12 protein-coding genes and 1 tRNA gene are annotated in these 12,455 nt (G+C 68.6%); 7 read left to right on the plus strand and 6 right to left on the minus strand.

Features of this window, described 5'->3' with window-relative positions; translation table 11 throughout:
* Window positions 1-37 precede the first annotated feature (37 nt).
* On the plus strand, window positions 38-967 hold the full coding sequence (locus tag LGM42_RS11315; protein WP_226232246.1) for a LysR family transcriptional regulator: 930 nt from the start codon (window positions 38-40) through the stop codon (window positions 965-967).
* A 73-nt stretch (window positions 968-1,040) separates the two neighbouring features.
* Here the strand turns inward: LGM42_RS11315 and LGM42_RS11320 are convergent, their stop codons facing one another.
* Window positions 1,041-1,928, minus strand: a complete 888-nt coding sequence (locus tag LGM42_RS11320) for a LysR family transcriptional regulator (RefSeq protein ID WP_226232247.1) — start codon at window positions 1,926-1,928, stop codon at window positions 1,041-1,043.
* Window positions 1,929-2,034: 106 nt separating this feature from the next.
* Between LGM42_RS11320 and LGM42_RS11325 the strand changes: the two genes are divergently transcribed.
* A complete protein-coding gene (locus tag LGM42_RS11325) occupies window positions 2,035-2,925 on the plus strand; it encodes an alpha/beta fold hydrolase (protein ID WP_226232248.1) in 891 nt (296 codons plus the stop codon).
* 30 nt (window positions 2,926-2,955) lie between these two features.
* Here the strand turns inward: LGM42_RS11325 and LGM42_RS11330 are convergent, their stop codons facing one another.
* Together LGM42_RS11330 and LGM42_RS11335 are read right to left on the minus strand one after the other, a co-directional pair.
* Window positions 2,956-3,855, minus strand: a complete 900-nt coding sequence (locus LGM42_RS11330; protein WP_226222723.1) for an SDR family oxidoreductase — start codon at window positions 3,853-3,855, stop codon at window positions 2,956-2,958.
* A gap of 43 nt (window positions 3,856-3,898) precedes the next feature.
* A complete protein-coding gene (locus LGM42_RS11335) occupies window positions 3,899-4,636 on the minus strand; it encodes an SDR family oxidoreductase (RefSeq protein WP_059576789.1) in 738 nt (245 codons plus the stop codon).
* A 120-nt stretch (window positions 4,637-4,756) separates the two neighbouring features.
* Here LGM42_RS11335 and LGM42_RS11340 point away from each other — a divergent pair, with 120 nt between their 5' ends.
* The gene (locus tag LGM42_RS11340) at window positions 4,757-5,659 is read left to right on the plus strand and encodes a LysR family transcriptional regulator (RefSeq protein ID WP_124861226.1); all 903 of its coding nucleotides are present in this window, start codon (window positions 4,757-4,759) and stop codon (window positions 5,657-5,659) included.
* 121 nt (window positions 5,660-5,780) lie between these two features.
* Here LGM42_RS11340 and LGM42_RS11345 read toward each other — a convergent pair.
* The 3 genes from LGM42_RS11345 to LGM42_RS11355 form a co-directional block, all read right to left on the minus strand.
* Window positions 5,781-5,865: transfer RNA gene (locus LGM42_RS11345), tRNA-Leu, on the minus strand.
* A 92-nt stretch (window positions 5,866-5,957) separates the two neighbouring features.
* Window positions 5,958-7,133 (minus strand): ABC transporter substrate-binding protein, encoded by a 1,176-nt coding sequence (locus LGM42_RS11350; RefSeq protein WP_226232249.1) that lies wholly within the window; start codon window positions 7,131-7,133, stop codon window positions 5,958-5,960.
* A 122-nt stretch (window positions 7,134-7,255) separates the two neighbouring features.
* Complete coding sequence (locus tag LGM42_RS11355) at window positions 7,256-8,197, minus strand: CysB family HTH-type transcriptional regulator (RefSeq protein ID WP_027785173.1); 942 nt, start codon at window positions 8,195-8,197, stop codon at window positions 7,256-7,258.
* 214 nt (window positions 8,198-8,411) lie between these two features.
* On the opposite strand from LGM42_RS11355, the gene LGM42_RS11360 reads away from it, so the two are divergent.
* The 4 genes from LGM42_RS11360 (at window position 8,412) to cysD (ending at window position 12,446) form a co-directional block, all read left to right on the plus strand.
* A complete protein-coding gene (locus tag LGM42_RS11360; RefSeq protein ID WP_059576781.1) occupies window positions 8,412-10,091 on the plus strand; it encodes a nitrite/sulfite reductase in 1,680 nt (559 codons plus the stop codon).
* A 25-nt stretch (window positions 10,092-10,116) separates the two neighbouring features.
* Complete coding sequence (locus LGM42_RS11365; RefSeq protein ID WP_060311872.1) at window positions 10,117-10,659, plus strand: DUF934 domain-containing protein; 543 nt, start codon at window positions 10,117-10,119, stop codon at window positions 10,657-10,659.
* Complete coding sequence (locus LGM42_RS11370) at window positions 10,656-11,408, plus strand: phosphoadenylyl-sulfate reductase (protein WP_059646263.1); 753 nt, start codon at window positions 10,656-10,658, stop codon at window positions 11,406-11,408. The genes LGM42_RS11365 and LGM42_RS11370 overlap by 4 nt, the downstream gene beginning before the upstream one ends.
* Window positions 11,409-11,483: 75 nt before the next feature.
* Window positions 11,484-12,446, plus strand: a complete 963-nt coding sequence (cysD, locus tag LGM42_RS11375; protein WP_059576774.1) for a sulfate adenylyltransferase subunit CysD — start codon at window positions 11,484-11,486, stop codon at window positions 12,444-12,446.
* The last annotated feature ends 9 nt before the right edge of the window (window positions 12,447-12,455 follow it).

Consider the following 12,455-nt stretch of genomic DNA (forward strand, 5'->3'; position numbering starts at 1 on the left):
CGGCGGCGACCGCCGTTCGAACCCGGGTTTCCCGCCGATGGACAAGCTGGATCAGGTCAGGATCTTCCTGCAGGTTGCCGAGATGGGCAGCTTCATCAAGGCCGCGCATGCGCTCGACGTGCCGCGCGCGACCGTGTCGGCGGCCGTCCTGCAGCTCGAGACGGCGCTCGGCACACGGCTGCTGCACCGCACGACACGCCAGGTGCAGCTGACCGCCGACGGCGCGCTGCTGGTCGAACGCGGCCGGCGCCTGCTCGCGGAAGCCGACGATCTCGACCGCCTGTTCCGGCGCCGCGACCGCGACGTGGTCGGGCGGCTGAACGTCGATGTGCCGAGCCGGATCGCGCGCCGCGTCGTGGCGCCCGCGCTGCCGTCGCTGTTTCGCCGCCACCCGAAGCTGCAATTGTCGCTCGGCTCGACGGACCGCGCGATCGACCTCGTGCAGGAGGGCGTCGATTGCGCGATCCGCGTCGGGCGGCTCGCGGACAGCAGCCTCGTCGTGCGGCCGCTCGGGCAGTTCACGCTGATCAACTGCGCGAGCCCCGACTACCTGCGCGAATGCGGCGTGCCCGAGCATCCGGATGCGCTCGCGCGCGGGCACTGGGCGATCGGCTATGCGTCGCCGACGACGGGGCGCGAGCTCGGCTGGGAATACCGCGCCAACGGGCAGCGGCACGTGCTGACGCTGCCGAGCCGCGTGATCGTCAACAACGCCGAAACCTATATCGCCAGCTGTATCGCCGGAATGGGGCTGATCCAGATTCCGCGCTTCGACGTCGAGCATCTGCTGGCAAGCGGCGCGCTCGTCGACGTGATGCCCGGCCACCGCGCCGAGCCGATGGACGTGTCGGCCGTGTATCCGCACCGGCGGCACCGCTCCCGGCGGCTCAACGCGTTCGTCGAGTGGTTCGGGGAGTTGATGGCCGATGCATTGAACGGCGCGGGCGCGAGCGGCAGCGGCGATTGAAGGCGACAACGCGCGGGTTTCCGCCGGCCGTGCCGCCGTTCGTCGGCCCGTGCGCCGAGCGCGCCGCGGGCGCTCAGGCGGCGAACTGCCGTGTGCGCCCGGTCGCCCGTACCGCGTCGATCAACGCGGCGCCGACGCCCGCGGGCTTCGACGCGAACGCGTAAAAGCGCGCGGCCGGCAGCGCCGGCAGGCCGTCTTGCGGCCCGCACGCGCGCAGGCCGTCGCGCAACTGGCTGCGCGCGAGCGCCGTGACCGCGAAGCCGGCGAGCGCGGCCGACATGCAGCCGGCCATGCTCGCGCTTTCGAACAGCACGCGAAACGGCCGTAGCGCCGCCGCGAGCGCGGACACCGCGGCTTCCCGGTACACGCACGGCTCCGGAAACAGCGCGAGCGGCACGCGTTCCTCGGCGTCGAGCGCCGTATCGGCCGCGAACGCCCACACGAGCGGCTCTTCCCACAGCAGCTCGCCGCGCGTGTCGACCTGTCGGCATTGCTTGCCGAACACGACGTCGAGCCGGCCGAGCGATTGCTCCCGCAGCAGCGACGCGGTGATGCCGACCTTCAGTTCGATCGAGGTGTGCGGATGGTTGTTGCGGAACGTGCGCAGCACCTGCGGCAGCCACGTGCCGGCGAAATCCTCGGACGCCCCGACCCGCAGCGGCCCGTGCGCCGGCGCGCCGCGCAGCCGGGCGCGCACTTCGCGCTCCATGTCGACGATGTTGCGCGCGTACGCGTACAGCGTGTCGCCGGCCGGCGTCAGCGCGATCCGGCGGGTCGTGCGCGCGAGCAGCACGGTGCCGGCCGCCTGTTCGAGCCGCTTGATGTGGCCGCTGACGGCAGACGGCGTCAGCGCGAGGCGCTCCGCGGCCGGCGCGAACCCGCGGCTGTCGACGACTTCGAGAAACGTGCGCAGCAACGCGATGTCGAGCGCGGTCGAGGGGGGGGAGGGCGACGGTTCCATGGATCGATTCGACGCGATATATGAGTAATGAATGATGATACTCCGTGAATCGTGATGAAATGCCGGCCTACCATCGTATGTTCAAGCCCCTCTGGCGGAGTACACGATGACGACCTATGCGCATGCGACGACCGCGTCGCTCGACATTGCCTATCTCGAATGGAACCCGCGCGGCGAACGCGTGGCCGTGCTGCTGCATGGCTGGCCGGACAGCCCGGTCGGCTGGGAGCCGGTGGCATCGGCGCTCGCCGCGCGCGGCTATCGCGTGCTGGCGCCCGCATTGCGCGGCTTCGCGCCGACGCGCTTTCGCGACGCGTCCGTGCCGCGCAGCGGCCAGCTCGCGGCGCTCGGGCGCGACCTGCTCGAATTCGTCGATGCGCTCGGTATCGAGCGGCCCGTGCTGGTCGGGCACGACTGGGGCGCCCGCGCGGCCGCGAACGCGTGCGGGTTGCGCGACGGTGTTGCATCCCAGCTCGTGATGCTGTCGGTCGGGTACGGCACCAACGATCCCGCTCAGCCGCTGTCGCTGCAGCAGGCGCGCAACTACTGGTATCACTGGTTCATGGCGACGCCGCGCGGCGAGCAGGCGCTGCGCGACGATCGGCGCGCGTTCGCGCGCCTGATGTGGGATACGTGGTCGCCGCCGGGCTGGTATCGCGACAGCGATTTCGACGCAGCGGCCGTCGCGTTCGACGGGCCCGACTGGGTCGACGTCGTGCTGCATTCGTATCGGCAGCGCTGGGGCTTCGCGCCGGGCACGCCGGCCTATGCCGACGACGACGCGCGGCTGAACCCGGCGCCCGTGCTGGCGGTCCCGACGCTCGTGCTGCACGGCGGCGCGGACGCCTGCAATCATCCGGACAGCTCGGCCGGGCGCGAGCGGTTCTTCGCCGGGCGCTACGCGCGGCAAGTGCTGGACGGCGTGGGGCACTTCCCGCAGCGGGAGGCGCCGGCGGCGGTCGCGGACGCGATTCTCGGGTTCTGCGAGCCGGGTTGACGCGCGCCGGCCGGCCCGGCGCGCGAAGGATTAGCCGCCGACGCGCGGCGCGAGCAGGTCGGCGAGCCCGATGTTCCTGAACATTTCGCGGCGAATGCGATCGCCGACGCGGAACACTTCCTCGGCGCCGTCCTGCGACGGATCGACGAACACGCGGTAGGGGCGCTTGCCGGCCGGCGCCGCGACGAGCTCGGCAATCGCCGTGGCGACGGCGCCGGCGTCTGCGTCCGCCGGCTCGAGCGCGGCGAGGCCCGTCAATGCCTGGTCGGCGACGCCCGCGTACGGCCCGCTGTCGTAGGCGGCCTGCACGGCGGTATCGGCCGGTTTGCCCGCGTGGAGAAAGTGATTCGTGCCGCGGGTGAACGCGCCCGGCACGACGATCGACGTTTCGATGCCCCAGCGGGCGAGTTCGGCCGCGTAGGACACCGCGAGCGAGTCCATCGCGGCTTTCGCGGCGAAGTAGGGCGCGAGGAACGGTGGGGTGCCGCCGCGCGCCGACGAGGACGACACCCACACGAGCAGGCCGCGGCCTTGACGGCGGAGGTGCGGCAGCGCCGCGCGGTTCACGCGCTGGGTCGACACGACGTTGACGTCGTAGAGCTGCGCGAGCTGTTCGGGCGTGAAGGCTTCGGCCGGCCCGAACACCATGTGGCCGGCGTTGTGGACGACGACGTCCAGACGGCCGTGGTCGGCGATCACGCGCTCGATTGCGGCATCGACCGATGCGTCGTCGCCGACGTCGAGTTCGATGGTGCGCAGATCGACGCCGTGTTCTTGCGCATAGGCGGCGACGGCGGCGGCGCGCGGCGCGTTGCGCCCGGCGAGCTCGCGCATCGACGCGTAGACCGTGTGACCGGCGCGGGCGAGCGCCTGGGCCGTCAGCAAGCCGAAGCCGCTGGACGCGCCGGTGACGAGGACGACTTCCTTCATGAGCGATCTCCTGGCGAAAAGACGAATGGCCGCGAGCGGTCGGTCAGCACATGCCGCCGTTGGCGCGCAGGATCTGGCCGTTGATCCACGCGCCGTCCGGGCCGGCGAGGAATGCAACGACGCGCGCGATGTCGTCGGGCTGGCCGAGCCGCTCGAGCGGGTTCAGCTTCGCGAGCCGATCGACGAGTTCGGGACTCTTGCCCTGCAGAAACAACTCGGTCGCGACGGGCCCCGGCGCGACGGCGTTCACGCGGACGCCGCGCCCGCGCATTTCCTGCGCCAGCACCTGCGTGAGGCTTTCGACCGCCGCCTTGCTGGCGACGTACACGCCGTAAGTCGGCATGCGCATGCCAATCACGCTGGTCGACAGGTTGATGATGCGGCCACCGTCGCGCACCCGCCTGGCCGCTTCGCGGCAGACGTTGAACGTGCCTTTCACGTTGATCGCGAACGTTTCGTCGAACAGCGCATCGTCGCAGTCGGCGATGGCCGCCAGCTTCATCACGCCCGCGGAATTGACCACCACGTCCAGGCCGCCGAATGCGTCGTGGGCGGCGTCGAACAGCGCGGCCACGGCCGCCGGGTCGGCGACGTTCGCCTGCACCGCGACGGCATGGCCGCCGTCGGCGACGATCGCGTCGACCACTTCGCGGGCCGGGCCGGCGCTGCCGGCATAGTTGACGACGACCCGGAAGCCGTCCCGGGCGAGCTGGCGGGCGATTTCCGCGCCGATGCCGCGCGACGAACCCGTGACGAGGGCGACCTGTTCCGATGTGCTCATGTCCTGCTCCTGGTGAATGGATGAATGCCGTTCGATCCGGCGACAGGACTACTGTAGGCTTCCTCGATCAATAAAAATAATGAATAATGATCAGTCAATGAATGACTAAAAGTATGTCTAATGGGATTCGACAGCAGGTTGCTCAGTGGTATCGGCGTGCTCTCGGCGGTGATCGAGGCCGGCACCTTCGCGCGGGCGGGCGAGGCGATGGGGCTGACGCAACCGGCAGTGAGCCGCGCGGTCGCGCGACTGGAAGAGCGGGTCGGCATCCGGATCTTCAACCGGACGGCGCGCGCGATCACGCTGACCGACGAAGGGCGACGCTTTTACGAGGCGGTCGCGCCGCTGCTGGCCGGTATCGAGGAGGCGGCGCTCGACGCCGGCCAGTCGAAGGCGCGCGTGAGGGGGCGGCTGCGGGTCAACGTGGACGGCACGTTCGGCCACTACGTGCTGGCGCCGCGGATGGCGGAATTTCTCGACCGCTTTCCCGATCTGTCGGTCGAGATCAGCGTGCGGGACCGGATGGGCGACCTCGTCGCCGACGGCTTCGACGTGGCCGTGCGCTTCGGCATCCCGGAGCCGTCGTCGTATCGAGCGCGACTGCTGCTCGAGACGCGCGTGCTGACCTGCGCGTCGGCGGCCTACGTCGCGCGTCACGGCGAGCCGCGGCACCCTCGGGATCTCGCGGACGGTCACCGGTGCGTGCTGATCCGCGATCCGGTGACGGGGCGACCGTACGAATGGGAATTTCATCGCGGCAAGGAAGTCGTGCCGGTCGACGCCGCCGGCAGGCTGATGGTCAACGATACGGGCGGGCTGCTCGGCGCGTGCCTGGGCGGCGTCGGCATCGCGCAACTGCTCGAGCTCTATGCGCGGGACATCCTCGCCGAAGGGCGGTTGGTCCTGCTATTACCGGAATGGACCGACGAGACCTTCCCGCTTTACGCGTATCACCACGCGTCGAACCTCGTCGCCGCGAAGGTGCGGGTGTTTCTCGACTTCGTTCGCGAGTTGACGGGCTGAGGACGGCAGGCCGCTGTCGGTCACTCGATGCGGTGAGGAACGCGCGGCAAAAACAAGAAACCCGCGAAGCGGCGAGCTTGCGCGGGTTTCGACAGTGGCAGCGCGGGATGCTGCGAAAGACTGGTGCCCAGGGCCGGAATCGAACCGGCACGCCTTGCGGCGGGGGATTTTGAGTCCCCTGCGTCTACCAATTTCACCACCTGGGCTTGATCCTGGCCGCGCATGGTCGTACGCGGCGAAACGCGAATTATGGCGGAAAACCGGATGCCGGGCAAGCTGCCCGGCATCCGCACGCAAGTCACTGGCTCAGGTAGACGAAGCGGCCCTGCTTCACGACGCCCATCACGCTCGCGCGCTGATCGAGCCCGACGTGATCCTTGTCGCTCGTATTGACGACGCCGTTCGGCACGACGAGTTCGTGCGCGCGTTCGAGCTCGCGGCGCAGCGCCGTGCGGAACGCGGGCGTGCCGGGCTGCGCGGCTTTCAACGCACGGCCGACCGCATCGGCCAGGCGCGGGTACACGCCCGCCGCGTCGCCCGCGAACTGCGTGGCCGTGCCGGCGCCGTACTTCGCCTCGTACGCGTCGACGAACGCGAGCGCGGCCTGGCGGGCCGGATGGTCGGCCGGCAGCGTGCGCGCGACGACGACCGGCTGGGTCGGGAACAGCGTCCCGTCGACGTCCTTGCCGCCCAGCTTGATGAATTCCGGCGTCGCGATCCCGTGGGTCTGGTAGACGGGCCCCTTGTAGCCGCGCTCGATCAGCGTGCGCTGCGGCAGCACGGCCGGCGTGCCCGAGCCCGCGATCAGGATCGCATCGGGCTTCGCCGCGATGAGCTTCAGCGCCTGGCCCGTGACGCTCGCGTCGGTGCGGTTGAAGCGCTCGGTCGCGACCACGCGAATCTTGCGCAGCTCCGCGAAGCGCGTGAATTCGTTGAGCCAGCTGTCGCCGTAGCTGTCCGCGAAGCCGATGAAGCCGACCGTCTTCACGCCGTGGTTGGCCATGTAGCGCGTCATCACGTCGGCCATCGCGCGGTCGCCCTGCGCCATCTTGAACGCCCAGGTCCGCGCGCCTTCCTGCGGCTCGACGATCGCGCCGGAGCCGACCAGCGTGATCATCGGCGTCTGCGCGGCGGCCACCGCGTCGAGCGCCGCGAGCGCGGCCGGCGTGATGTTCGGCCCGACCACGACGTCGACGTGATCCTCGTCGACCAGCTTGCGGATGTTGCGCACCGCGTTGCCCGGGTCGGACGCGTCGTCGAGCACCGTGACCTGCACGGGCTGCCCGGCGATCGTCTTCGGCCACATCAGGATCGCGTTCTTGCTCGTGATGCCGATCGCGGCGGCCGGGCCGGTGGACGACAGGTCGACGCCGACCTTCAGGTCGGCATGCGCGGCCGCGCAGGCCAGCACGAGGGCGGCGCCGGCGGCGCGGCGCAACGAGGCGGGAAGCCGTGGCAGGGCGGGAAGCGTCATGCGGGAATCTCCGTCGGGCAGCAAAAAGGGGCGCGATATGCGCCCCTGTGTTTATACACGCGGGCTCGAGAAAACGCCGGGCCGCCCCGGGTTCTGCCGAGCCCCTCGGGGCTTGGGCGCGCTTACAGCTCGTACGATTCGGATTCGCCCTTGAGCGCCTGCTCGATAAGCTTGCGGTTCAGCGTCGGCGACAGCAGCTCGACCAGCGTATACACATAGCTGCGCAGGTAGGCGCCCTGCTTGAGCGCGACGCGCGTCACGTTGCTGCCGAACAGGTGGCCGACCGGAATCAGCCGCAGGCCGCGGTCGCGCTCGGGATTGAACGCGATGTCGGCCATGATGCCGACGCCGAGTCCGAGCTCGACATAGGTCTTGATCACGTCGGCGTCGATCGCCTCGAGCACGATGTCCGGCGACAGCCCGCGCAGCGCGAATGCATGGTTGATCTTCTTGCGGCCCGCGAACGCGTCGTCATACGTGATCAGCGGGTACTGGGCGAGATCGTCCAGCGTGACCGGCTTGCGTTCGAGCAACGGGTGGTCGGCCGGCACGACGGCCGCGTGATGCCACTGGAAGCAGGGTAGCGACACGAGCTCCTTGTAGTCGGAGATCGCCTCGGTCGCGATCGCGAGATCGGCCTGGTCGTGAATCACCATCTCGGCCACCTGCGTCGGGCTGCCCTGCAGGATCGACAGGTGGACCTTCGGGAAGCGCTTCTTGAATTCGGCGATCGCGGCCGGCAGCGAGTAGCGGGCCTGCGTGTGGGTCGCCGCGATGGTCAGGTTGCCCTGATCCTGCGCCGCATAATCTTTTCCGACCCTTTTCAGGCTTTCCACTTCCTGCAGGATCCGCTCGACCGATGCAAGGATGATCCGCCCCGGCTCGGTGAGCGAGCGCACGCGCTTGCCGTGCCGCGTGAAGATCTCGACGCCCAGCTCGTCCTCGAGCTCGATGATCGCCTTCGATACCCCCGGCTGCGACGTGTAGAGCGCCTTGGCGGCCTCGGTGAGGTTGAAATTCTGCCGGACGGCCTCGCGCACGAAGCGAAATTGGTGCAGGTTCATTTATAACCCTTCCGCATATCAACAGAATTTTTTAGTCGTTTGAAATATAAGGCGAGTTTATTACGATTCACCGGAGTTTTTCAAATATGGATATCTGTTTTCGTCATTAGCAATCCAGCCGGCAGCGGTTGGCGGCGGTGACGACGGAACGGAGATTCGGGCGCGACGTGGCTAGGACGTCGCGCGGTCACCACGAAAACCCTGGGGTCCCCGAATGTATCAGTACGACCAATACGACCAGACGATCGTCGACGAACGCGTCGCGCAGTACCGCGATCAGGTGCGCCGCCGGCTGTCGGGCGAGTTGAGCGAAGACGAGTTCCGTCCGCTGCGTCTGCAGAACGGCCTGTACATGCAGCGCCACGCGTACATGCACCGCATCGCGATTCCGTACGGCAACCTGCGCAGCGACCAGCTGCGGATGCTCGCGCGCATCGCCCGCGAGCACGACCGCGGCTACGGCCACTTCTCGACGCGCTCGAACATCCAGTTCAACTGGATCCAGCTCGAGGACACGCCCGAGATCCTCGCGAAGCTCGCGTCGGTGCAGATGCATGGCATCCAGACGTCGGGCAACTGCATCCGCAACATCACGGCCGACCAGTTCGCCGGCGTCGCGCAGGACGAAGAGATCGATCCGCGCCCGTGGGCCGAGATCCTGCGCCAGTGGTCGACGTTCCATCCCGAATTCGCGTGGCTGCCGCGCAAGTTCAAGATCGCGGTGTCGGGTTCGAAGCATGACCGCGCGGCCGTGCAGATCCACGACCTCGGCGTGTACCTGAAGAAGAACGCGCAGGGCGAGGTGGTCGCGAGCATTCTCGCGGGCGGCGGCCTCGGCCGTACGCCGATCGTCGGCGCGGTGATCAAGGAAGACCTGCCGTGGCAGCACCTGCTCACCTACTGCGAAGCCGTGCTGCGCGTGTACAACCGCTATGGCCGCCGCGACAACCTGTACAAGGCGCGGATCAAGATCCTCGTGAAGGCGCTGTCGCCGGCGAAGTTCGCGCAGCAGGTCGAGGAAGAGTGGCAGCACCTGAAGGACGGCCCGTCGACGCTCACGCAGGCCGAACTCGACCGCGTGTCGCAGTACTTCCAGCCGCCCGTCTACGAGAAGCTGGCCGACACCGACGCGTCGTTCGAACAGCACCTGCTCGAGAACAAGGCGTTCGCGCGCTGGGTCGAGCGTAACGTCGCGCCGCACAAGGTGCCGGGCTATGCGGCCGTCACGCTGTCGCTGAAGGATCACCGCGTGGCGCCGGGCGACGCGACCGACGCGCAGATGGATCTGGTCGCCGACTGGGCCGACGCGTACTCGTTCGGCGAGCTGCGCGTGTCGCACGAGCAGAACCTGATTCTCGCGAACGTGAAGAAGCGCGACCTGTTCGCGCTGTGGGAAAAGGCGAAGGCGGCCGGTTTCGCGACGCCGAACATCGGCCTGCTGACCGACATCATCGCGTGCCCGGGCGGCGACTTCTGCTCGCTCGCGAACGCGAAGTCGATCCCGATCGCGCTGGCGATCCAGCAGCGTTTCGACGATCTCGACTACGTGTACGACCTCGGCGACCTGTCGCTGAACATTTCCGGTTGCATGAACTCGTGCGGTCACCACCACGTCGGCAACATCGGTATTCTCGGCGTCGACAAGGACGGCGCCGAGTGGTACCAGGTGTCGCTCGGCGGCGAGCAGGGCACGGGCCGCAACGGCGCGCGCCTCGGCCGCGTGATCGGGCCGTCGTTCTCGGCGGAAGAAGTGCCCGACGTGATCGCGAAGCTGATCGATACGTTCGTCGAGGCACGCATCGACGGCGAGCGCTTCGTCGATACGTACGATCGCATCGGCATCGCGCCGTTCAAGGAGCGCGTGTATGCGGCGCGCCAGGCAGTGAACGCGTAACCAACCGGGTAGAAGGAATTTGCAGATGGCTTCGATTATCAAGAACCGCGCAGTGATCGACGACGCATGGCAGGTCGTGCGCGCGGCGGAAGACGGTACGCTGCCCGCGGTCGACGCATTGCCGGCCGGCAAGGTGCTGGTGCCGTTCGCGTTGTGGCAGGCCGAGCGCGCGGCGCTCGTCGCCGCGAGGACGAAGGACGAACTCGGCGTGTGGCTCGCGCCGGACAGCGAACCGGCCGATCTCGTGGCCGACTTCGGCGCGATCTCGCTGATCGCCGTCGACTTCCCGCGCTTCGCGGACGGCCGCGGCTACAGCATCGCGCGCCTGCTGCGCGAGCGGCATGGCTGGACCGGCGAGCTGCGCGCGATCGGCGACGTGCTGCGCGATCAGTTGCTGTACATGTCGCGTTGCGGCTTCGACGCATTCGCGGTGCGGGCCGACAAGGACATCCACGACGCGCTGAACGCGTTCACGGAATTCACGCAGCGTTACCAGGGCGCGTTCGACGAGCCGGCGCCGCTGTTCCGCCGCCGCGCGGCTGCGGCCGACACCAAGGTGAGCGCATGAGCACCGCGACCGCCACCGCGCTGACGCCGGAACTCGCCGCGAAGGTCGAGCGCCTCGACGCGCTGCTCGCGCGCATCGGCGAGCGTCACGACAAGGTGAAGTTCGCGAGCAGCCTCGCCGCGGAAGACATGCTGCTCACGCACGCGATCCTGTCGAAGGGCGTGCCGATCGGCATCTTCTCGCTGAACACGGGCCGCCTGCACGCGGAAACGCTCGGCATGATCGATCGCGTGCGCGAGCGCTACGGCTACGAGATCGAGCAGTTCCATCCGCGGCAGGACGCGGTCGACCAGTATGTGGCCGAGCACGGCCTGAACGCGTTCTACGAGAGCGTCGAGCTGCGCAAGTCGTGCTGCCATATCCGCAAGGTCGAGCCGCTGAACCGCGCGCTGGCCGACGTCGGCGCGTGGGTGACGGGCCAGCGTCGCGAGCAGTCGGTCACGCGCGCGGAGCTGCACGAGGAAGAACAGGACGAAGCGCGCGGGATCGCGAAGTACAACCCGCTCGCCGACTGGACGGAAGCCGACGTGTGGGCGTACCTTGACGCGTTCGACGTGCCGGTCAACCCGCTGCATGCGCGCGGCTATCCGAGCATCGGGTGCGAGCCGTGCACGCGCGCGATCCGCCCCGGCGAGGACAGCCGCGCGGGCCGCTGGTGGTGGGAGTCGCGCGACACGAAGGAGTGCGGGCTGCACGTCACGACGATCACGCCGATTCCCGCGAATGCCGACGCCGGCGCCGCGCACTGAAAGCCGACAAGAAACCGAATATTGCGCCGCCCGCGACAGCGGGCGGCACGAACCCAGAAGAGAAGGACTGAAATCATGAGCACGACGCTCGAGCAATCCGCCTTTGCCCCGCCCGCCGGCGCCGACAGCCGCATGGGCCACCTCGACTGGCTCGAAGCCGAGTCGATCCACATCCTGCGCGAACTCGTGGCCGAATGCAGCAAGCCGGCGCTGTTGTTCTCGGGCGGCAAGGATTCGGTCGTCGTGCTGCATCTGGCGCTGAAGGCGTTCGGCCTCGGCGCGAACCGCAAGACGACGCTGCCGTTCCCGCTCGTGCATATCGACACGGGCCACAACTACGAGGAAGTGATCGACTTCCGCGACCGCCGTGCGCAGGAGCTCGGCGCCGAGCTCGTGGTCGGCCACGTCGAGGATTCGATCAAGCGCGGCACGGTCGTGCTGCGCCGCGAAACCGATTCGCGCAATGCCGCGCAGGCCGTCACGCTGCTCGAGACGATCGAGCAGCACGGTTACACGGCGCTGATCGGCGGCGCGCGCCGCGACGAAGAGAAGGCACGCGCGAAGGAGCGCATCTTCTCGTTCCGCGACGAATTCGGCCAGTGGGATCCGAAAGCCCAGCGCCCGGAACTGTGGAGCCTGTACAACGCGCGCCTGCACAAGGGCGAGCATCTGCGCGTGTTCCCGATCTCGAACTGGACCGAGCTCGACGTGTGGCAGTACATCGCGCGCGAGAACCTCGAACTGCCGTCGATCTACTACGCGCACCAGCGCGAGATCGTGCGCCGCAACGGGCTGCTCGTGCCGGTCACGCCGCTCACGCCGATGCGTGACGGCGAGACGAGCGAGCTCGCGCAGGTGCGCTTCCGCACGGTCGGCGACATCAGCTGCACGTGCCCGGTCGAGAGCGACGCGGACGACGTCGAGAAGATCATCGCCGAGACGGCGGTGACCGAGATCACCGAGCGCGGCGCGACCCGGATGGACGACCAGGCGTCCGAAGCCGCGATGGAACAGCGCAAGAAGCAAGGTTATTTCTGAAGCACACGA

Source organism: Burkholderia sp. AU39826 (assembly GCF_020419965.1).
Taxonomy (GTDB): Bacteria; Pseudomonadota; Gammaproteobacteria; order Burkholderiales; family Burkholderiaceae; genus Burkholderia; species Burkholderia semiarida.

Coding starts and splice junctions, on each gene's coding strand:
- LGM42_RS11355 (WP_027785173.1), bottom strand. CDS start 8,197: ATGAACCTGCACCAATTTCGCTTCGTGCGCGAGGCCGTCCGGCAGAAT.
- LGM42_RS11360 (WP_059576781.1), top strand. CDS start 8,412: ATGTATCAGTACGACCAATACGACCAGACGATCGTCGACGAACGCGTC.
- LGM42_RS11335 (WP_059576789.1), bottom strand. CDS start 4,636: ATGAGCACATCGGAACAGGTCGCCCTCGTCACGGGTTCGTCGCGCGGC.
- LGM42_RS11325 (WP_226232248.1), top strand. CDS start 2,035: ATGACGACCTATGCGCATGCGACGACCGCGTCGCTCGACATTGCCTAT.
- LGM42_RS11330 (WP_226222723.1), bottom strand. CDS start 3,855: ATGAAGGAAGTCGTCCTCGTCACCGGCGCGTCCAGCGGCTTCGGCTTG.
- LGM42_RS11315 (WP_226232246.1), top strand. CDS start 38: ATGGACAAGCTGGATCAGGTCAGGATCTTCCTGCAGGTTGCCGAGATG.
- cysD (WP_059576774.1), top strand. CDS start 11,484: ATGAGCACGACGCTCGAGCAATCCGCCTTTGCCCCGCCCGCCGGCGCC.
- LGM42_RS11350 (WP_226232249.1), bottom strand. CDS start 7,133: ATGACGCTTCCCGCCCTGCCACGGCTTCCCGCCTCGTTGCGCCGCGCC.
- LGM42_RS11340 (WP_124861226.1), top strand. CDS start 4,757: ATGGGATTCGACAGCAGGTTGCTCAGTGGTATCGGCGTGCTCTCGGCG.
- LGM42_RS11370 (WP_059646263.1), top strand. CDS start 10,656: ATGAGCACCGCGACCGCCACCGCGCTGACGCCGGAACTCGCCGCGAAG.
- LGM42_RS11365 (WP_060311872.1), top strand. CDS start 10,117: ATGGCTTCGATTATCAAGAACCGCGCAGTGATCGACGACGCATGGCAG.
- LGM42_RS11320 (WP_226232247.1), bottom strand. CDS start 1,928: ATGGAACCGTCGCCCTCCCCCCCCTCGACCGCGCTCGACATCGCGTTG.